This window comes from Reyranella sp. (assembly GCF_030651995.1).
In the GTDB taxonomy this organism is placed as follows: Bacteria; Pseudomonadota; Alphaproteobacteria; order Reyranellales; family Reyranellaceae; genus Reyranella.
The window spans coordinates 41,493-60,841 of the sequence record NZ_JAUSBN010000072.1 but is presented as its reverse complement, the minus strand read 5'-3'; the positions used below and the strand labels follow the sequence as shown (position 1 = coordinate 60,841).

Here is a 19,349-nt window from a genome sequence, read left to right as displayed (position 1 = left end):
GTGCAGGGCTGGCCCGTCATCGTGCAGGCCGGCGCCTCGGATGCCGGCCGCCAGCTCGCCGCCGAGACCGCCGAGATGGTGTTCGCCGCCGGCGGCCCGATCGCCGACGCCCGCGCCTTCTATGCCGACGTGAAGGGCCGGGCGGCCAAGGTCGGCCGCAATCCCGATCACATCAAGATCCTGCCCGGCGCCTTCGTGGTGGTGGGCGACTCGCTCGACGAGGCGAAGGAGAAGCGGGCCCGCCTCGACAGTCTCGTGAACTACGACAGCTCGATCGCCGCCGTCTCGATGGCGCTGGGCGTCGATGCGCGCCAGTTCGATCCCGACAAGCCCTTGCCCGACGACATTCCCGAGACCGAGGCGAGCAAGAGCGGCCGTGATCGCGTCATCGAACTCGGCCGGCGCGAGAACCTGACCGTGCGCCAGATCGCGGGCCGCCTGGGCGGCTATGGCGGCCTCGGCATGCTGGGCACGCCGTCGATGATCGCCGACCAGATGGAGGAGTGGCTGGCCACGGACGCCTGCGACGGCTTCAACGTCATGTTTCCCTACCTGCCGGGCGGGCTCGACGATTTCGTCGACAAGGTCGTGCCAGAACTGCAGCGCCGCGGCCTCTTCCGAACCGAGTATGAGGGCACGACGCTGCGCGAGAATCTCGGTTTGCCGCGGCCCGAGAATCGTTTTTTCGCGGCAACGGCCAAGGCGGCGGAGTAGGCTCCGCCCCATGAGCTTCGAGATCACGGTCGGCAGCGCCGACGACGTCCAGCGCATGGCCGCCTGGGCCAATGACGAAGGCTGGAACCCCGGCAGGACGGATGCCCATGCCTTCTTCGCCACGGACCCCGCTGCCTTTCTGATCGGCCGCCTCGACGGCGAGCCGCAGGCCTGCATCTCGGTCGTGAAGTACGGGGCGGGCTTCGGCTTCCTGGGCTTCTACATCGCCCGGCCGCCGGTGCGCGGGAAGGGCTACGGCATCCAGCTCTGGCGCGCGGGCATGGCGCGGCTTCAGGGACGCAATGTCGGCCTCGACGGCGTGGTGGCGCAGCAGGGCAACTACAAGAAGTCCGGCTTCAGGCTCGCCTGGAACAACATCCGGCATGAAGGCGCGCCGCCGGCCGGGAAGCCGCCGGCCGGCGTGTCTCTCGTCGATGCACGCAGCATCGGCTTCGATCGGCTTGCCGCCTACGATCGCCGGTTCTTTCCCGAGGCCCGCGACTCCTTCCTCGCCTCCTGGATCTCGCTGCCGGAGCGGGCGTCCCTGGTCGCGCTGCGGGACGGTGAGATCGCAGGTTTTGCCGTGATGCGCGCCTGCGCCGCCGCGTCGCGCGTCGGGCCGCTCTACGGTGCCACGCCGGAGATCGCGTCTGCGCTGGTCGGCGCTCTCGCAACGAAGCTGGGTGCGACGGCCGTTGCGATCGACGTGCCCGATCGCAACAAGCCGGCCGTGAAGCTTGCCGAGCAGATCGGTCTCAAACCCTCCTTCGAGACCGCGCGCATGTACACCGGCGCGGACCCCGACGTCGACTATGCCGGCCTGTTCGGCGTGACCAGCCTGGAGCTGGGGTAGAATCTCAGCGCTTCGAGCTATTCACAACTCATCCTGAGGAGCACGCCGCAGGCGTGCGTCTCGAAGGATGGGCAACAAACGCGGTGCTCGTGCCCACCCTTCGAGACGCGGTCCTGCGGACCGCTCCTCAGGGTGAGGTTATGGGCCTACTGCGCCTTCCTGATGTTCCAGAAGACCGGCGCCGGCGAAGGCAGGTTGCCGGTGACGTTCTTGCGGATCGCCATCGGGATGTTGAACTGGCCGAGCTGGGCGAAGGTCGGATACTCCGATTCCCTGACCTGAACCGCGGTCGCCAGTTCCTTGCGCTTGGCGGGATCGGTCGTCTTTGCGAAGGCGTCGCGCAGTTCCTCGATCTTGGCGTCGCACGGCCAGCCGATCGCGGCCTTTTCGCAGGCAGCGCCGACGAAGGCCGAGACGATGGGATTGAGCAGGTCGGCCGACACCCAGGAGGTCATGAACGCGCTCCAGCCGCCGGCATTCAGCGGCTCCTTGCGGGCCCGGCGCGACAGCACGGTCTGCCAATCCATGGCCTGCATGTCGACGACGAAGCCGCCGCGCTCCAGGAGCGATTTGACGATCGGCGTCAGGCGCCCGGTGTTGGTGTCGGTGGCGAACAGCAGCACGACGGGCGTGCCGTCATAGCCTTCCTGCTTCAGGATCTCCTTGGACTTGGCGAAGTTCGATTCAAGCTTGTCCTCGAAGCCCGCGTCGGTCGCATAGGGTGTGCCGCAGATGAAGAGCGCCTTGCACTCCTTGTAGTATCTCGGGTCGTTGATGGCGGCGAGCAGGAAGTCCTTCTGGTTCAGCGCATAGAGCACGGCCTGACGGATCTTCGCGTTGTCGAACGGCTTGTGAAGCACGTTGAAGCGCAGGCTGTACTGGCTGCCCAGCGGGTTGAGGTCCTTGATCTCGATGTTCTTGTCCTTCTCGAGCAGCGGCAGCATCTCGATCAGGGGCTGCTCGAGAATGTCGATCTCACCGGTCATCAGCGCGTTGGCCGCGGTCTGCGCATCGGTGATGTTGATCCACTCGACCCGGTCGACATAGACGTTCTTGCCACCCGAGAGAGCCGAGGGCGGCTCGGCGCGCGGCTTGTAGTCCTTGAACTTGTCGTAGACCGTCTTCTCGCCCGGCCGCCACAGGTCGGCGCGGAACACGAACGGTCCGGAGCCGATGAACTCCTTGATCTGCGTGTTGCCCGGTGTCTCGGCGATTCGCTTGGGCATGATGAACGGCACGTTCGAGCTGGGCTTGCCGAGCGATTCGATGACCAGCCCGTAGGGCTCGTTGAGGGTGAGCGTGAAGGTCTTGTCGTCGACGACAGCCAGGGCCTTGGTGAAGCCCATCAGCTTCTGGCCCATCGCGTCGCGTGACGCCCAGCGCTTGATCGAGGCGATGCAGTCCTCGGACGTCACCGACGCCCCGTCGTGGAACTTCAGCCCGTCGCGCAGGGTGAAGGTGTAGGTGAGCTTGTCGTCGCTCACCTTCCAGCTCTCCAGCATCTGCGGCTTGACGTCGAGCTTGTCGTCGACTGCCAGCAGCGTGTCGTACACCATGTAGCCGTAGTTGCGGACGATGTAGGCGGTGGTCCAGATCGGATCGACGATCTTGACGTCCGAATGCTTGACGACCTTCAGCGTCTGCGCCTCGGCCGTGACCCCGAACAGCGCCGTGGTTGCCGCGGCGAGGGCCGCCCATTTCATTTTTCGCATCATCTGCCTCCTTGTTCTCTCGTTTTCCCGATTCTATCGTCCCATTGCGGTGCCTATGCAACAGGCATGCCTTTGCAAGGAGCAGAAAATTATGTCGATGCGGCCCGATTCGATCCGAAACGTCTCCTGGGCGGTGGTCCGGGACGGTGCCGAAAGGCGCCACGCCTATCGCCGCGAGGTCGACCTTCACTTGAAGGACGGCCGCATCGTCGAAATCACGCCGGCCGGCGCGCGCCCGACCGGGCCTGGCGAAACGGTGCTCGATGGTAAGGGCCTGCTGGCGTTGCCAGGCCTGATCAACATCCATTCCCACCCCTCCACCGAGCCCGGCTATCGCGGCGTGCGCGAGGATCATGGCGTGCCCGAGCAGCAGATGACCGGCCTGATGGAGCGGCTGCAGGCCTTCCGCCTCGGCGACGACGGCCGCCAGGGCGCGGCGACGATGGCCTATTCCGAGATGCTGCGCGCCGGCACGACGACCGCGTGCGACGTCACCGTGCCGTTCGAGGGCTGGCTGGAGACGATGGCGCGGAGCGGCATGCGCTTCTATGCGGCGCCGACTTTCGCATCGGCCCGCTGGGGCATGGCTTCGCCGCAGACCGTGACCTGGAAATGGGACGAGGCTGCCGGTGTCGCCCAGTTCGAGAAGGCCCGGCGGGTCATGGACGAGGCGGAGGCGCACAATTCGGGACGGCTCGACGCCGTGGTTTTCCCGGCGCAGATCGACACGGTGACGCCGGAGCTGTTCGCCGCCGGGCGCAAACACGCCGACGAGACGGGCCGCCGCTTCTCGACCCATGTCGGCCAGTCGGTGGTGGAAGTGCGGGAGATGATCCGCCGCCACAACAAGACGCCCATCCAGTGGGCCGCCGAACAGGGGCTGATGAAGAGCGACACGATCATGGCGCACTGCATCCTGCTCGACGACCATCCGCAAATTAACTGGCACACCCGCAAGGACCTCGACCTGATCGCCGAGGCGGGCGCGTCGGTGGCGCACTGTCCGCAGCCCTTCGCGCGCTACGGGCTTGCCATGGACCATGTCGGCCGCTATCGCGCCCGCGGCGTCAATGTCGGCCTCGGCACCGACTGCGCGCCACACAATCTGATCGAGGAGATGCGGCTGGCCATCGTCGCCGGCCGCCTGATGAGCGAGGATGTCAGGAGCTTCGACACGGCCGGCGCTTTCGAGGCCGCGACCTTCGGCGGCGCGGCCGCGCTGGGCCGTGACGACATCGGCGCCCTGGCGCCCGGCATGGCGGCCGACATCGTGCTGGTCGATCTCAATCACCCGCTGATGCAGCCGGCGCGCGATCCTCTGCGTTCCTTCGTGTTCCACGCCGCCGACCGGGCGGTGCGCACGGTGCTGGTCGATGGCGAGATCGTGCTGAAGGACGGCGATCCCGTGCATCTCGATCCGAAGGCCGCCATGGAACGGCTCGCCGAGGCGCAGGCCCGCATGCTGCGCGACTCCGTCAAGCTCGACTACGCCAACCGCCCCGGCGACGAGATCTCGCCGCTGTCGCTGCCGATCGCTTGATTCTCTATCGAGCTCCTCTCCCCCGCTAGGGGGAGAGGCTGGGTGAGGGGGCTGCGCACCGTGTAACCCCCTCACCTAACCTCTCCCCCTAGCGGGGGCGAGGAACATGAGAGAGGTCTACCCGTCATCGCTTTCGTCCGGCGCGTCCGGCGTCAGCGCCTGGGCGACGGCGTCGTCGACCTTCTCGAGCCAGATGAACTCGAGCGTGTTGCGGACTTCCTCGGGGATGTCGTCGTAGTCGCGCTTGTTGCGGGCCGGCAGCATCACGCGGGTGATGCCTGCCGCCGCCGCGGCCACGACCTTCTCCTTGATGCCGCCGACCGGCAGGACCAGCCCGCGCAGGCTGATCTCGCCCGTCATCGCCGTGTCGCTGCGGATGGTGCGGCCGGTCATCAGCGAGGCCAGCGCCATGAACATCGCGACACCGGCGCTCGGCCCGTCCTTGGGCGTGGCGCCGGCCGGCACGTGGACATGGATGTCGTTCTTCTCGAACAGGACGGCATCGAGGCCGATCGACTTGGCCTTGTTCTTGAGCACGCTGAGCGCCGCCTGCGCGCTCTCGCGCATCACCTCGCCGAGCTGGCCGGTGAGGATCAGCTTGCCGTTGCCGGGCGAGCGCGTCGCCTCGATGAACAGGATGTCGCCGCCCACCGGCGTCCAGGCGAGGCCCGTGGCCACGCCGGGCACGCTGGTGCGCATCGCCACCTCGTTCTCGAAGCGGACCGGTCCCAGCAGCTCCTCGATGTCGGCCGTGCCGATCTGCACCTTGGTCGCCGAGCCCTCGGCCACCTGCACCGCGACGTGGCGCAACGCGCGGCCGATCTCGCGCTCCAGCCAGCGGACGCCGGCCTCGCGCGTGTAGCCACCGATGATCAGCTGCAGCGCCTCGTCGTCGATGCTTGCCTGCTCGGCCGTGAGGCCGTTGGCTTCGAGCTGGCGGCGCACGAGATAGCGCTTGGCGATCTGCAGCTTTTCGCCCGCCGTGTAGCCGCTGAGCGAGATGATCTCCATGCGATCGCGCAACGGGCCGGGGATCGTGTCCAGCATGTTGGCCGTCGCGATGAAGACGACGCGGCTGAGGTCGAACGGCACGTCGAGATAGTTGTCGCGGAACGTGCCGTTCTGCTCGGGGTCGAGCACTTCGAGCATCGCCGCCGACGGATCGCCGTGCACGCCGCTGCCCATCTTGTCGATCTCGTCGAGCATCATCACGCAGTCGCGCGAGCCAGCCTTGCGGATCGCCTGGATGATCGTGCCGGGCAGCGCGCCAATGTAAGTGCGGCGATGGCCGCGGATCTCGGCCTCGTCATGGACGCCGCCCAGGCTCACGCGCGCGAACTTGCGGCCCATGGCCCTGGCGATCGACTGGCCGAGCGAGGTCTTGCCGACGCCGGGAGGTCCGGCGAAGCACAGGATCGGCGCCTTGCCTTCGGGCGCCAGCTTGCGCACGGCCAGATACTCGACGATGCGCTTCTTGATCTTCTCGAGACCGAAATGATCGGCATCGAGCACGCGCCGCGCCTCGGCGATGTCGATCGGCTGCGTCTCGGGCAGCGCCCAGGGCAGCTCGACCAAGGTATCGAGATAGGTGCGGATCAACCCGTGCTCGGCCGACGCCTCGGGCGTGCGCTGCAGGCGGCGCAGTTCCTTGCGCGCGGCGGTCTCGGCCTCCGGCGGCATCTTCGCGTCGGTGATCGCCTTGTCGAGATCGGCGATCGCCTGCTTGCTCGAATCGTCCTCGCCCAGCTCGCGCTGGATGGCCGCCATCTGCTCGCGCAGCACGATCTCGCGCTGGCGGGCATCGAGCGAGGTCTTGGTCTGCTTGCCGATCTCGCTGCTGATGCGCAGCACTTCGAGGCGCTTGGACAGGAGCTGCGTCACCTTGTCGAGGCGCGGCACGAGGTCGAGCGCCTCCAGGATCTCCTGCTTCTCGCTGGGCTTGGAATCGAGATAGGAGGCGGCGAGATCGGCCAGCGCGCCGGCCGACGTCGTGTTCTCGACGGTCTGGCGCAGTTCCTGCGGGACCTGCGGCAGCAGCTCCAGCGTGTCGCGGATCTGCTGCTTCAGAATGAGAAAGCGCGCTTCGATCTCCGGTCCGGTCGTCGTCGGCTCGGTGAGGTGCAGGCCGCGCGCCAGCAGGAACGGGTGTCCTTCGACCACGTCGGTGATGCTGAAGCGCTGAACGCCCTGGCAGACGATGTGGTGGTTGCCGTCGGGCGTCGTGACGTAGCGCAGGATGTTCACCACCGTGCCGACCGCGTGGAGATCGGCGGGCACCAGCTCTTCCTTCGCGGGGTCGCGCTGCAGCACCAGCAGGATCTGGCGCTGCTCGCGCACGGCCTGCTGGATGGCGGCGACCGACGACGGGCGCCCGACGCTCACCGGGAACACCATCTCGGGAAACAGCACCAGGTCGCGCACCGGCACGACGATCAGCGCATCGGACGGCAGGGGCTTTGCCTCCGGCGCGGTCTCGGGCTTCGCGGTCACGGGCTGGATCACGTCATCCTGCGGGCTCATGGCTGCCTCCGCGTACCGGCCTTGGCCAGGGTCACGGCCAGGCATCCGTTCACCTCGAAACGCCGCACCTCGCCATAGACGCCGGGCGGCAGGCCGATACGGCGCTCGAAGCGGCCCTGCGGCAGCTCCATGCGATGGATCTTCGCGGTTCTGAACTCGGCCGGAACCGTGCGCTCGCCGGACAGGACGAGCGTGCCGTTCTCGATCACGGCTTCGACCTTCTGCACGTCGACGCCGGGCAGTGCCGCCAGGATCAGGACTTCGCGCTCGGTCTCGAGCACGTCGACCGGCGGCTCCCAGCTGGGACGCAGGCGGCCCGCGGTCTGCGGCCGGAAAACCTGCTGATGCAGCCGCTCGGCCTGCGCCAGCATCTGCAGCGCTTCCGACCACATCCAGTCTCGTGGATCGCCTCTCGTCATGAACCCGGGCCTCCAATACCCAACCCCCATGTGGGAATTGGGGGGGCCGGAGGCAACTCTCGTTGTCTGTTACCGCTGTCGCCCGGGCACCAGGGCGAGCCAGAGCGAGATGGCCGTCGAGGCGATCGCGACGGCCTGCAGGGCCGACAGCGGCTCCTGCAGGATCGCGATGCCGCTCACGATCGCCACGATCGGGATGGCGATGGAGGAGAGCGCGGCGACCTGCGCCGGCAGCAGCTTCACCAGGGTGAACCAGATCATGGTGCCGATCGCCATCGGGATGGCGCCGGTGTAGATCGTGGCGACCAGCGCCTTGGTGGAAGGCCAGTGCGTCGGCAGCCCGTCGAAAACCAGCGCGCCCAGGGCGATCGGCGGCAGCATCAGCACGATCTGCCAGAAGGTGAGCGACAGGCCCATGCCGGGCCAGCTCGTGCGCTTCATGACCAGCGTGCCGACGGCCCAGCAGAAGCCCGCCAGCAGGCCCCAGAACAGGCCGAGCGGCGCCGTGGCGTAGCTCTGGAAGTTGGGGATCATCAGGGCGGCGACGGCGGCGGCGCCGATCACGATGGCCGCGAGCAGCCGGCCCGTCAGCCTCTGGCCGAACAGGGTGAAGCCCAGCACCGCGACCCAGAGCGGCATCGTATAGGCCAGCACCGAGGCATGACCGGAGGGGATGTAGAGCACGGCCAGCGACGTCGCGATGTTCCAGATGCCGATGTTCATGGTCGAGGCGAGCAGGAGCGCCGGCCACTTGTCCCGGGGGACGGCGAACGTCTCGCGCCGCACCAGCAGGATCGCCGTCAGGACGGTCGCGCCCGCCAGCAGGACGAGGGTGCGAAAGGTCCAGACCGGCAGCTCGGCGAGCGCGATCCGGAACAGCGGCCAGTTCGTACCCCACATCAGGGTCAGGGTGCCGAGCAGCGCCAGCACCTTGGGCGAAACGCGAGACATGGAGGATGCGGGCGATCAGGCCTGGTGGTCTTCGGGCGCCTGCAGATAGCAGCCTTCGATGCGCCAGCTGCCGTCGGGCTGCTGCGTCATCGGATAGAAGGCGGTGACCGGCCGGCCATCGGGGCCGATCACATGCACCTTCTGCGTCACCATTCCCTGCAGGGTGACGATCTCGCGGAACTCGAAGACCTGCGGCCGGTACACCGGCCGGTAGCCCTGCCGCACCATGTCCATGAAGGTCTCGGCCGTGCCGAACATTCCCTGGATGCTGGGCGAGGCATACCCGAAGGCGGCGGCGCCATCGTCGCGGCGGAAGGCCTCGACCTGGCCCTCGATCACCTCGCGGATGGCGGTCTGGTCCGCCGCCGACACCTGCGCCTGCGCCGGCAGCGCCAAAGCGAGCATCGTGCCGAGGAGGGCGAAGAGGCGAAGGACCATGCGCGGCATGTTACGCCCCCAGTCCCCGATACGCGACCGCGTTGACGGCCGATCGGCGTGTCGGCCGGCGGATCGTTACTGGAGCGGAACGGCTCGCCGGGTCGGCTGGGGCGTGACGGCGGGGCGCTGGCCGGCGCCCGGGGCGGCGCCGAGGCGGCCGATGTTCACGTTGTAGGAGAGGGCCGCCAGGTTGGTGCGCTCGCGGCCGAGGAAGGTGTTCTCGCGGGCGATCTCGGCGTTGAGATCGGCGATCAGCCGGTCGATCGCCTGCATCGAGCGCCGCGTCTCGCTCTCGATGGCGCGCAGGTTGCGATGATCGGCGTCGGTCGCGCCACCCACCATCAAGGTGAGTCGCACGTTCTCGAGCAGGTAGCCGGCCACGGAGGCCTGGGTGGTGACCTGGCTGGCCAGCGAATTCAGGGTGCCGACGGCCAGGGTCACGGCGTCCAGCCGGCCCTGCGCGGCGTTCCACTGGTTCACCAGGTCGGGGTTGCCCGGTGTGGTGCCGGCCTGCAGGCGGGAGGTGATGCCGCTCACCAGACCGGAATAGGCCCGCGTGTCGCCGGCGAGCTGGCCGCGCGTCGCGTTGAACTGGGCCTGCTGGGCGGCGATGCCGCTGTTGAGCGCCGCCTGGTCGCTACGCAGCTGCTCGATGGTCTTGCGGACCGTCTGGGTGCCGGTCTGGGTGATGGCGGGGTTGGCATTCGACGGAGCGGTGCTGGCGGGGGGCGCGAAGACGCTGCTCTGGGCGCAACCGCTCAGGACGATCGCTGCCAGGAGAAGCGCGGATCGTGGAACTCTTAGCGCCATCTTTGGCCTCGAACCCGCCCCGATATCATCGTTCTGGTGCTCCGACGCGGCACCCGAACGAAACAGGGCCGACTCGGGGCACATGCCCCAAATCCAGATGGCAGTCATGCCGTTTGAAAGCAAGCAAAACCGACGGGGCTTTTTGCCAGTCCGTTGAACGACTTGGCGCCGTCCGGCCTTCGGTGCCGCGGCGGATTCACGGCCAGTTCGAAGGGTGGAGCGGCGCCCGGTCGCAGCCCGCGATGCCCCGTCGACTCGGCTTGCATCGGCGGGGCAGTTTCACTAGGGTGCGCCCCTTCGCCGGACCCCTCGGGGCTCGGCCGTGCGCCCGTAGCTCAACTGGATAGAGCATCTGACTACGAATCAGAAGGCTGGAGGTTCGACTCCTTCCGGGCGCGCCATTCTCTCTCAGCCATAAAGATCAAGCGGGCCAGCAATTCGGCCCGCTTTTCTTTTCGCCAACAGGCGAGAACGGATGGGGCACGGAGTCTAACGAAAGTCTAACGACGCCATAGTCGTTAGACTCCGACGCTCATCCCGTCGCTTCCTTCGCTTCGTAGTCGATGCGCCAGTTGAGGGCGGCGGCCGCCTGCTCGGCGGTGCGCGCGCGATAGCAGGCCAGGATCTCGTCGATCTCTTTCTGGCTGTGGCCGGTGATGCCGCCGATCAGGTTGGACGGCATGCCGGTGTCGGCGTTGAGGGTGACGCAGGTGTGCCGCATCGTCCGCATCGTGAGCCTGGCGGTGGGCACGGCCAGCGGATTGCCCGGCACCAGGCCGACATAGTAGCGCGTGGCGAAGCTCGGGTGCTTCTCGGCGAGCCTGGCGCGCAGCACGTTGAAGGCGTCGCGGAAGGCTTCGGCATCCTTCCAGGGACGGCCGAGGCGATCGTGGAAGAAGCGGGCCGAGGTGACAGCGTCCGCCGGACGCCGCGCCTTCGCGGCCGCGACGCGCTCGACCAGGGCGGGCACGATCGACCAGGGCAGCACGTTGGGCACGCCGGTCTTTTCCTGGCTGAAGGCCAGCAGCTCGCGCTCGAAGAAGTCGGCCGGCCATTCCAGCCAGTCCTGCCGGCGCACGCCCAGCCAGGACATCATCACCAGGGCGTCGCCGATCGAGGGCTCGCCCGCTTCGTCGGCCAGGGCCACGAAGGCGTCGACGGCCTCGCGCGGCCAGGCCAGCAGCGTGGCCTTCGGCATCGGCATCTTGAGCTTGGCCAGCGGGTTGGCGTTCTCGGGCACGAAGCCCGGATGGTCGACGCTGTCGTAGCAGAGCCGCACCTGCCCCAGGAACGCGCGCGCCGTCCTGTAGAGCGAATGCGCGCCGGCTGGTCCGTTGTCCGTGCCGTGCTGCAGCAGCCAGGCGCGCACCGTGCCGGGCGCCAGCTTGTTCCAGGCGGTGTCGCCGAACTTGTCGACGAACATGCCGAGATAGGTCTGGTACTCGAGCTGGGTCTTGTCGCCCAGCTCCTTCCAGATGTCGTGCTTCTGGAAGTCGTGGACCATGGCGCCGATCGTGCCCGGCCTGAAGTTGCGGTTGCGCTTCTCCTCGCGCCGGATCTTCTTCGTCTTCTTCTCGATCGCCACGACGCGGCCGAGCTTGTCGATCATGTGCGGGCCGAAGCCTTCCACGCCGTCGCGCCACTTCGTGTAGATCTCGGCGAGCGGGCGGCAGGCGGCGGCCGCCTCGAGCGCATCGACGATCGGTCGCTCGTGCTGGTCGTGCAGGCGCAGCGCCGTCCAGCCCTTGGCCACGTCTCGAGACGGCGGTTGAAAGAACCAGCGCACGGCACGCGACCCGTCCGGCCGCAGCGCGCCGGGTCGCGATGTCAGATAGGGAGCGTCGACCTTTGTCACGGCGCGAGGCTGCACCAGGTGCAGGCGGCGGGCAACGGCGGTCATTGGCGCCACCATCCGATCGCGAGGATGCCGGCGAAGATCACGACGGTGGCAACGGCGCCATAGCAGACGGCCCGCAGGCAGAGCCGGCCCAGCTCGAGGAGGTCGCGCCGGGTCATGTCGACTCCTGCGCCGGCCGGATCTTCCGCAGCACCAGGCCGCCCTTCTCGACGTGGCGCCGCACGCCGGGCTCCATCACCTGCGCCACCTCCGGCCTGTACCATTCGTGAGAGGCCGCCATCGTTCCGTCGAAGACGCGATACATGCTGGAGTTCATCATGCCCTTGCAGTCGGGCGTCGCCTTGCAGCCGATCATGAACGGCGTAACGCCTTCCTCCACGTCACGCGTCACGATGTGACCCCTGCACGTGCGGCAGGTGTAGATGTTCTTCCTGCCGTCCGGGCTGGCGAACGGATTGCCTGGTGCTTCGCCCATGTCACGCCCTCCCTTTCGCTTCCGGCATGCCCTGGAATCGCGCGAGCTGTTCCTTGAGAAGGACGATCACGTCCTCTCGGTCGGCATTGGAAATGTAGTTGCACCGGCCGTCGTGATTGCCGAAGGGGAACACCAGCAGCACGAAGCCGGTGTGCCTGATCGGCAGGGCGCCATGGTTGAAACGCTGATCCAGCTCGCGCGCCAGCGTGTTCATTTCTTCAAAGTACCGCGGTTCGATCGGGGCATCGCCCAACGATTGCTTGCTCATGTCGACTCCTTCAGCTTCTCGTTGGCCAGGTCGATCCAGGCCGGGAAGGGATTGCTGCTGCCGATCCAGAGGCGGCGGGCGCTCTCCCACAGTTCGGCCGCGCGGGCCCATTCGGTGATCGAGAACGGCCGCGAGGCGCGGTCGTGGTTGCAGAGCGCGTGGGCCAGCACGAAGGCGTTGTCGTGCTGCGGCCGCCCTGTGCGCCGTTCCTGCGGCAGCGCATGCTCGCGACTGCAGGCGAAGTCCCGGCGCCGGCCGGCGAACAGCGGCAGCGCCCCGCCACAGTGGAAGCACTGGCCGCGCTGGACGATGTAGAGCGCGCCGGCGATCTGCAGGTTCGCGCGGGCCACGTTCTCCCGGCTCAGGGCGCGGCGCTCTGCCGACAGGATGCGCCGCGGCTTGATCGGTCGATCGGCCTGCAGCTCCTCGAGATCGGCCATCACAGCAGCGCCCTCGCGGCATGGGCGCCCAGGCTGGCGAAGCGGTCGATGACGACCAGGGCGCCGGCGATCGTCGCCGCGGCGATGGCAATCAGCGACAGGGGGATCGGCAGGCGGTTGTGCAGCCGCGTCATGCGGCGATGCCAGAGGCGGGTCATAGGAGTTCACCCTTGGGATAGACTTGCGCGTAGAGGGCGCGGTGCTGGTTGACGAGGGCCAGCAGCGACGTGCCGGCGCGGAAGACGGTGCCGCCCACCTTGACGTTGACGGTGAGCTTGATGTCGGCGAGCTGGTCGTCGCTCGCGATCTGAATGTCGCCCCGCGGGAAGTGCAGGCTGAGGTTCGGGCCGCTCATGTCGGGGCATAGCCGCTGACGGCGCGGCCCTTCTTGTGGCGACCGTGTCGCGCCGGCTTCACGTTGGGCGGCACGTTGTCGGGGTTGCTACCAACGCCGGTCATCCATGCGTGGATGGCGATCGGCGACCAGAGCCCGGCCTGGACAGGATGCGGGAAGCCCTTGGCATAGAGCCGCTTGCGCACCCGGTCGCGCTCGAACCAGCCGGGCAACCGGCGGAAAAGCCTGTCGATGTCGCGCGACGTGAGCAGTACCGGCAGCTTCTCGTCGGCAATCGGAGGGGCGTAGCCGTTCATGCCGGCGCGTCCACCAGGCGCACGACGGCGCCGCCGAAGATTGCGCAGCCAGACTCCGACCGTCGTGTGCAGCTCGCGCAGCGCGACGGTGTCCTCCGGATGATTGGCGACAAACGCGCACATCGAATCGAAGGCGTATCGGGCTGCGTCGAGCATCGCGATCGCCGCCGTCTGCTGGACGCCCCGCGTGGCCGACAGTGGGCCGCCGCCGCCGCCGCCGGTGCGCCATTGCCAGTTATTGGCGCCGACGAACTTATGCTCACCGATCCTGAGAACCCGCAGTTGAAGGTGCGTGAGACGATGCAGCGCGAGCTGGGCGCGCGACTTCATCGGCGGCAAGGTGGAGCCGGAGACGGAGAAGAACCGCGAGCTGCGGCAGCGGCGCCAGCGGGCGGCGCAACGGAAAGAGGAGCGCGACGAGCGCAACCGCCGCGGCAAGGCGCGCTATCACTTCCTGTTCGACGAGAAGACCGTGGCCGACTGGAAGGGCACGCCGGCCTGGGAGTACCTGGACAATCGGCTCGAGGGGCGCCTGGCGCAGCTCGGGCACGTGCCGGGCTGCATCCGCTTCCATCCCGGCCTCTACAACAGCCAGCTCGGGCGCGAGCTGCCGGCGATGATCGCGGCCGTTGAGCCGCCTAACGGAGGAGCATGATGAGCTGGCAGGAAGTAACTCCCGTGATCGGCGGTGCGGCCGGCACGATGAAGCGTCTTGTGCGCTATCGCGTCTCCAAGAAGTTCGGGGCGGCCGTTACGGTGCCGGCCGCGGTGGTCGGCGCTCTGGGGTGGAAGAAGGGCGATCGCCTTGCGCTGTTCGTTGGCGCTGCCGATCATGCCGGCAAGCTACGGTTGGCCAGAGTCGACCAGGGCTTGCTCACTGTGCGCCAGATGAAGGGCGAGGACACGTACCAGGTGAACCTCGGGCGCGTGCCTCAGCTTCCGGAACGAGAGGTCGACCGCATTGTGGTCGAACACGAGGCGTCGGACGGTGCCTTGGTGATCCGGTTGCCAGCTCATGCGCAGGCGATCGTGCCGGCGCGCCCGGTGCCGCAAGCGCCGGCGCCGGGAACGAAAATCAACGTCGTCGACAAGGTGGTTGGCAGCGGACCACGGCCGGTTCGCTTCGCTACACAGTCCGGCGTGCGAGGCGGTTGAGCACGCTCGACGGCCGCCGGCGCAAGGGCGCCTATGTTCGCGCGCCGTCCGACTTCTATCCGACACAGGAACCGCTATCGGAGTCCGTGCCCCAGCTCGAGGAGCTGGGGCCGCGCGTGTGGGAACCGGCCTGCGGTGACGGAAGGCTGGCGCGTGTCCTGGTCGGAACCGGCGTCCAGGTCGTGGCGACGGATCTCCTGGCCTGGGGCTACGGCCGGCCGGGCATCGACTTCCTGAAGACGCGGCGGCGGCTGGCGCCGGTGATCGTCACCAATCCGCCCTTTTCGTTGTGGCACGAGTTCGCCGCCCATGCCGTCTCGCTGCGGCCGCGCCTGGTCGTGCTGCTGGGGCGGCTGCTGCTGCAAGAGGGTGCGCAGATCGGCGAGCTGTTCGATCGCCACCTCGTGCGCGTGTGGGCCTCGAGGCGACGGGTCAACCTCGGGCCGGCCGAGCTGGTGCGCGAGATGGAAGACAAGGGCCAGAACACGAAGATCGCCTTTGCCTGGTACGTCCTCGATCCCGACAAGCCGGCCGAGCGGCATGGCGTCTGGGAAACGCGGGGCTTCACGCCGCGCCTGGTGCCGCGCTCCTCGAGGAGCTAAGCGCCGCGGCGCAGCTTCCGGCGCACGATGGCGATCGCGGCGCCGCGCGCCTTCAGCAGCTCGCGGATCTCGACCCACACCCCGGCGGGAACGTCGGCGCCGGCGGCCCAGCGACGCACCGTCCGGTCCGTCACCTTGAGATCGCGGGCCAGGTCGGATTGCCAGCGAGGCCCGTAAAGGACCTCGCCGGCTTCAGGCCGCCCGTGGGCGGCGCCGTCGTCTTATCCTGCGCGCTGATGCATGCGGTCTCGGCCGTATCGCGCGGCCGCCCCTACGCCTCCTGCCGTTCCTCTATAGCGAGGCAGCAGCAAGGATCCGGGCGACGAACAACCAGTTCCTCGATCCGTCGGTGGGGACGTTGACGCGTAAACGAAACAAACGAAACAAACGAAACAAACGAAGTGAAAGTCGCACCTCCTGAAACAGAAGGTTCTGGTACTCGATGTTGTGTGCCTCCCGATCGGTGCCTCAGGATCTGGTTGATTTCCTCGATCTTGCCTCTCCTGACGGGAGTATTTTCAGGCATTCCGGCTCGGTCGCGTCTCCCGGGCGGTTCGACTGCTTCGGGCACGCGATTTCTCCCTTGTCGAATTGGTGAAGCGCGATACCGTTCGATCGTGCGCCGGCGGAAAGGGGCGCTGATCGATGCAACAGACTTTCGTCAACCTGATGCGCGGCGATCCCGCCCCCCGGTTCAAGGCCGCGACCGAGAGCAACCCACAGTACATTTTCGACACGGTGGGGGGCCGCTACGTCGTGCTCTGCTTCTTCGTGTCAGGCGGTACGCCGGGCGCCGCCGCGGCGCTCCGGGCGGTGGCCGAGAACCGGCACAGGTTCGACGACGAGCGCCTGTGCTTCTTCGGCGTCAGCGTCGACTCGCGGGACAAGGACAGCGGCCGCGTTCAGCAGAGCCTGCCCGGCATTCGCTACTTCTGGGATTTCGACGGCAGCGTTTCCAGAAGCTACGGCGCGGTGCCGCGCGAGGCGGTGGCCGGGGAGCCCTTCAGCGCCCGGCAGTTCTGGGTCGTGCTCGATCCCACCCTGCGCGTGCTCGACGTCATATCGTTCAAGCCGGAGGGGGCGGACTGCGCCGAGCTGCTCGCCTGTCTCGACGCGCTGCCGCCGCTGCATCTGCATGCCGGCCAGCCCCTGCAGGCACCGGTCCTGGTCCTGCCCAACGTCTTCGAGCCCGCCTTCTGCCGGCACCTCATCGACCTGCACGTGGCGGATGGCGGCCGCGACACGGGCTTCATGAGCGACGTCGGGGGAAAGACCGTCGAACTGCTCGATCCCGGGCGCAAGCGCCGGCGCGACTTCATCGTCGACGAGGAGAGCGTCATCCTGGCGGTGCAGGGGCGCATCAAGCGACGCATCGTGCCGGAGATCGCCCGCCTGTTCTTCTTCGACGCCACGCGCATCGAACGCTATCTCGTCGGCTGCTACACGGCGGAGGAAGGCGGGCACTTCACGGCGCATCGCGACAACACGACCAAGGGCACGGCGCATCGGCGCTTCGCGGTCTCGATCAACCTCAACGACGATTTCGAGGGCGGCGAGGTGAGCTTCCCCGAATACGGTCCGCACGGCTTCAAGCCGCCCGTGGGCGGCGCCGTCGTCTTCTCATGCTCCTTGATGCATGCGGTCTCGGCCGTATCGCGCGGCCGCCGCTACGCCTTCCTGCCGTTCCTCTACGATGAGGCTGCCGCAAGGATCCGGGAGGCGAACAACCAGTTCCTCGATCCGTCGATCGGCGCGTACAAGGGCGGCTGATCCCGGCCTAACTCTTCCTGCCGCCCCCGCGCCGCAACCAGAAGCAGCCGCCATGCTGTTCGACGCCTTCGAAATGCCGACCCTCGAAGATCGCCGTCACTGACGGCCGGAACGCTGGACTGCCGAAGACGAGGCTGTTCGGCAGGAGGATCTCGTCGGTGCCCCCACCGCCCATCAGGTAGCTCATCAGAAGGTACTGCTCATTGAAGAAGCGGCCGCGCCAGGCGTCGGGATAGTCATAGGGGAAGAAGATGTCGTGCAGGCCCCAGATGATGCCGGGCGCGAGCTCCGGCAGGATCTCCATGAAGAAGACCGTGACGTCGGAATTCTGGAAGGACCGGTGCGAGTTGTCGACGAACAGGACGGCATCGCCCGGCAGATCGGCGAAGAAGCCTGTGGCGACGTCTTCGCACGGACGGCGGATCACCTCGTCACAGATCGCATCGACGTCGCGTCGGGGGTGCGGATCGACCGAAACGATCCGGGTGCGCAAGCCATGATCTTCGATCGCGCGACGGGCGAACCTGGTCGAATTGCCCGAGCCGATCTCGACATAGATCGAAGGATTGTGCCGGGCGAGCAGGCCGTAGAGCGACACGGCATCGAGGCCGGGAAAGGAGCCGTTCATCCAGCGAGGAGTCCGGTCGCCGTCGGCGGCGCGCACCGGAATCTTCTCGAACCACGGGCGGAGGCCTGCGAAGTACGCGAGCAGCGCCTTGTAGTCATCGGCCGATTCAAGAGCCTTCCGCGCCAACGCCTGGACGCCGGGCGACTTGCTCCAGTCCCGCTGCCGGGGAAGGTAACCGTAGTCGAAGACCACGTGCCGGCGACGGCCGGATCGTGCGGCGTCCAGCAACCACTGGAAGGGAGACATGGCGCCTTATTGGCACAAAGCTCCAGCCTGTCCAAACGGCGGGCGCCGGCCTAGACTTGCGGCGCGTGTCCAAATTCCTTCGTGTCGCCGGCCTCCTGGGCCTCCTCGTCGTTGCCGGCGCAACGATTTGGCTCTTCGGGATCGACGAGCTGAAGGTCGCGGGGCCGCGGGCCGATTATTTCCTCTATCTCGCGGCGCTGCTCGTCCTCGTGATCGGGCTGGCGCGCTGGCCGCGCCTCTCGGGGACGCTGCTGGTGCTGGCCTGCCTCGAATTCGCCTGGGGCCTGGGATCGTGGGCCCTGGCGCCGCCCGGCTCGCCGTCGCTGCTGCCGCCGGTCAGCGCCGAGCCGGCGCGCTTCCAGTGGCATCCGCTGCTGCAGGCCGTGCCGGCGCCCGGCCTCGCCTTCACCAGTGCGACGGGGCTCGCCATCCGCCATTCGTCCCAGGGCACGCGCGGCCGCGATCCCGATCCTGCGCGCCTGGCCGATGGCGGCGTGGTGGCGACCTTCGGCGGATCGGCGACCTACGACATCGGCAATGGGGAGGGCGATACCTGGCCCGACCGGCTGGACGAGGCGCTGCGCGGCGACGGGCTTCTCGTCGTCAATCATGGCGTGCCGGGCTACACGACCGCCGAGCATGTGCTGCAGACGGCCTTCTATCCCGAGAAGTTCGGCAGGCCGCCGCGTTGCGCCGTCTACTTCGTGGGCTGGAACGACCTGCGCAACGCGCACATCCCCGACCTCGACGCCGGCTATGCCGACTTCCACATGCCGAGCCAGGTGGATTCCCTGAAGGTGCGGCGCATCGGCGGCTCCAACGTCACGATCTCGCCGCTGCTCACGGTGCTGGCCCGGCTCGTCGCCGCCGAGGTCGACACGGTGCGCTATGCCAAGGACCCGTATGCGCTGCCGCCCGCGAGCGGACCCGATCCGGCCGCGGCGGCGATCTTCGAGCGCAATGTCCGGTCGATCTCCGCCGTCAACCGCGCCCGCGGCACGCCGACGATCTGGGTCGGGCAGGTGGTCAATCGCGACCGCCTGAAGGGCGACGGCCTCTACGGCTGGCTGCCGCGCGTGCGCGACCGCGACCTCTGGCCCCTGCTGCAGCAGTCCAACGCGGCGCTGGAACGGACGGCGCGGGCGCTGGGCGATCCCTATGTCGCCCTGCCGGAGGACGCGTTCGGCCCGGCCGACTTCGTCGACGAGGGACACTTCTCCGCCGCGGGCGCGCGCCGCTTCGCGGCGCTGCTGGCACCGGTCGTGCGCGAGACTTGCCGCTAGCTGCGGGGGATTCTAC

At 67.9% G+C, this 19,349-nt stretch carries 23 protein-coding genes and 1 tRNA gene; 9 read left to right on the top strand and 15 right to left on the bottom strand.

The genetic code is table 11. The annotated features are described in order from the left end of the window. On the top strand, positions 1–714 hold a 714-nt coding region (locus Q7V45_RS22740; RefSeq protein ID WP_304856404.1), incomplete at its 5' end, for an LLM class flavin-dependent oxidoreductase. Between the two features lie 10 nt (positions 715–724). Continuing rightward, positions 725–1,567 (top strand): GNAT family N-acetyltransferase, encoded by an 843-nt coding sequence (locus Q7V45_RS22735; RefSeq protein ID WP_304856402.1) that lies wholly within the window; start codon positions 725–727, stop codon positions 1,565–1,567. 146 nt (positions 1,568–1,713) lie between these two features. Here Q7V45_RS22735 and Q7V45_RS22730 read toward each other — a convergent pair whose 3' ends face one another. Beyond that, positions 1,714–3,270: an ABC transporter substrate-binding protein gene (locus Q7V45_RS22730; protein WP_304856401.1), complete on the bottom strand. Its 1,557-nt coding sequence runs from the start codon at positions 3,268–3,270 to the stop codon at positions 1,714–1,716. Between the two features lie 100 nt (positions 3,271–3,370). Here Q7V45_RS22730 and Q7V45_RS22725 point away from each other — a divergent pair, with 100 nt between their 5' ends. Beyond that, positions 3,371–4,819, top strand: a complete 1,449-nt coding sequence (locus Q7V45_RS22725) for an amidohydrolase family protein (protein WP_304856399.1) — start codon at positions 3,371–3,373, stop codon at positions 4,817–4,819. Between the two features lie 117 nt (positions 4,820–4,936). Here Q7V45_RS22725 and lon read toward each other — a convergent pair whose 3' ends face one another. The 5 genes from lon to Q7V45_RS22700 form a co-directional block, all read right to left on the bottom strand. Continuing rightward, a complete protein-coding gene (gene lon, locus Q7V45_RS22720) occupies positions 4,937–7,339 on the bottom strand; it encodes an endopeptidase La (RefSeq protein ID WP_304856397.1) in 2,403 nt (800 codons plus the stop codon). After that, the gene (locus Q7V45_RS22715) at positions 7,336–7,758 is read right to left on the bottom strand and encodes an Hsp20/alpha crystallin family protein (RefSeq protein ID WP_304856396.1); all 423 of its coding nucleotides are present in this window, start codon (positions 7,756–7,758) and stop codon (positions 7,336–7,338) included. Before Q7V45_RS22715 ends, lon begins: the two co-directional genes overlap by 4 nt. Before the next feature lie 69 nt (positions 7,759–7,827). Continuing rightward, complete coding sequence (locus Q7V45_RS22710) at positions 7,828–8,709, bottom strand: DMT family transporter (protein ID WP_304856393.1); 882 nt, start codon at positions 8,707–8,709, stop codon at positions 7,828–7,830. A gap of 15 nt (positions 8,710–8,724) precedes the next feature. After that, on the bottom strand, positions 8,725–9,156 hold the full coding sequence (locus Q7V45_RS22705; RefSeq protein ID WP_304856390.1) for a DUF4864 domain-containing protein: 432 nt from the start codon (positions 9,154–9,156) through the stop codon (positions 8,725–8,727). 66 nt (positions 9,157–9,222) lie between these two features. Next, entirely contained in the window at positions 9,223–9,957 is a 735-nt protein-coding gene (locus Q7V45_RS22700; protein WP_304856389.1) for a hypothetical protein, read from the bottom strand. 324 nt (positions 9,958–10,281) lie between these two features. On the opposite strand from Q7V45_RS22700, the gene Q7V45_RS22695 reads away from it, so the two are divergent. Beyond that, positions 10,282–10,358: transfer RNA gene (locus Q7V45_RS22695), tRNA-Arg, on the top strand. Between the two features lie 131 nt (positions 10,359–10,489). Here the strand turns inward: Q7V45_RS22695 and Q7V45_RS22690 are convergent. The 7 genes from Q7V45_RS22690 to Q7V45_RS22660 form a co-directional block, all read right to left on the bottom strand. Continuing rightward, entirely contained in the window at positions 10,490–11,857 is a 1,368-nt protein-coding gene (locus Q7V45_RS22690) for a hypothetical protein (RefSeq protein ID WP_304856386.1), read from the bottom strand. A 112-nt stretch (positions 11,858–11,969) separates the two neighbouring features. Continuing rightward, the gene (locus tag Q7V45_RS22685; RefSeq protein ID WP_304856384.1) at positions 11,970–12,290 is read right to left on the bottom strand and encodes a hypothetical protein; all 321 of its coding nucleotides are present in this window, start codon (positions 12,288–12,290) and stop codon (positions 11,970–11,972) included. Position 12,291: 1 nt separating this feature from the next. Next, a complete protein-coding gene (locus Q7V45_RS22680; protein WP_304856383.1) occupies positions 12,292–12,558 on the bottom strand; it encodes a hypothetical protein in 267 nt (88 codons plus the stop codon). Then, positions 12,555–12,998, bottom strand: coding sequence for a hypothetical protein (locus tag Q7V45_RS22675; protein WP_304856381.1), 444 nt, complete (start codon positions 12,996–12,998; stop codon positions 12,555–12,557). The genes Q7V45_RS22680 and Q7V45_RS22675 overlap by 4 nt, the downstream gene beginning before the upstream one ends. Continuing rightward, positions 12,998–13,156, bottom strand: a complete 159-nt coding sequence (locus Q7V45_RS22670; protein WP_304856380.1) for a hypothetical protein — start codon at positions 13,154–13,156, stop codon at positions 12,998–13,000. Before Q7V45_RS22670 ends, Q7V45_RS22675 begins: the two co-directional genes overlap by 1 nt. Beyond that, a complete protein-coding gene (locus tag Q7V45_RS22665; RefSeq protein WP_304856379.1) occupies positions 13,153–13,353 on the bottom strand; it encodes a hypothetical protein in 201 nt (66 codons plus the stop codon). Before Q7V45_RS22665 ends, Q7V45_RS22670 begins: the two co-directional genes overlap by 4 nt. Continuing rightward, a complete protein-coding gene (locus Q7V45_RS22660) occupies positions 13,350–13,979 on the bottom strand; it encodes a hypothetical protein (RefSeq protein ID WP_304856377.1) in 630 nt (209 codons plus the stop codon). The genes Q7V45_RS22665 and Q7V45_RS22660 overlap by 4 nt, the downstream gene beginning before the upstream one ends. Here Q7V45_RS22660 and Q7V45_RS22655 point away from each other — a divergent pair. Genes Q7V45_RS22655 through Q7V45_RS22645 form a run of 3 tightly spaced genes read left to right on the top strand, consistent with a single transcriptional unit; the run spans position 13,942 to position 15,406 of the window. Continuing rightward, on the top strand, positions 13,942–14,304 hold the full coding sequence (locus Q7V45_RS22655) for a hypothetical protein (RefSeq protein ID WP_304856374.1): 363 nt from the start codon (positions 13,942–13,944) through the stop codon (positions 14,302–14,304). The two genes, Q7V45_RS22660 and Q7V45_RS22655, sit on opposite strands and share 38 nt — an antisense overlap. Continuing rightward, a complete protein-coding gene (locus Q7V45_RS22650; RefSeq protein ID WP_304856372.1) occupies positions 14,301–14,804 on the top strand; it encodes a hypothetical protein in 504 nt (167 codons plus the stop codon). The genes Q7V45_RS22655 and Q7V45_RS22650 overlap by 4 nt, the downstream gene beginning before the upstream one ends. Further along, a complete protein-coding gene (locus tag Q7V45_RS22645; RefSeq protein WP_304856371.1) occupies positions 14,801–15,406 on the top strand; it encodes a hypothetical protein in 606 nt (201 codons plus the stop codon). The genes Q7V45_RS22650 and Q7V45_RS22645 overlap by 4 nt, the downstream gene beginning before the upstream one ends. Here Q7V45_RS22645 and Q7V45_RS22640 read toward each other — a convergent pair. After that, entirely contained in the window at positions 15,403–15,540 is a 138-nt protein-coding gene (locus Q7V45_RS22640) for a hypothetical protein (RefSeq protein ID WP_304856370.1), read from the bottom strand. The two genes, Q7V45_RS22645 and Q7V45_RS22640, sit on opposite strands and share 4 nt — an antisense overlap. A gap of 511 nt (positions 15,541–16,051) precedes the next feature. Between Q7V45_RS22640 and Q7V45_RS22635 the strand changes: the two genes are divergently transcribed. After that, the gene (locus tag Q7V45_RS22635) at positions 16,052–17,176 is read left to right on the top strand and encodes a redoxin domain-containing protein (protein WP_304856369.1); all 1,125 of its coding nucleotides are present in this window, start codon (positions 16,052–16,054) and stop codon (positions 17,174–17,176) included. A 7-nt stretch (positions 17,177–17,183) separates the two neighbouring features. On the opposite strand, the gene Q7V45_RS22630 is transcribed toward Q7V45_RS22635, so the two are convergent. Next, complete coding sequence (locus tag Q7V45_RS22630) at positions 17,184–18,050, bottom strand: class I SAM-dependent methyltransferase (RefSeq protein WP_304856367.1); 867 nt, start codon at positions 18,048–18,050, stop codon at positions 17,184–17,186. 65 nt (positions 18,051–18,115) lie between these two features. On the opposite strand from Q7V45_RS22630, the gene Q7V45_RS22625 reads away from it, so the two are divergent. Continuing rightward, a complete protein-coding gene (locus Q7V45_RS22625) occupies positions 18,116–19,333 on the top strand; it encodes a GDSL-type esterase/lipase family protein (RefSeq protein WP_304856365.1) in 1,218 nt (405 codons plus the stop codon). The last annotated feature ends 16 nt before the right edge of the window (positions 19,334–19,349 follow it).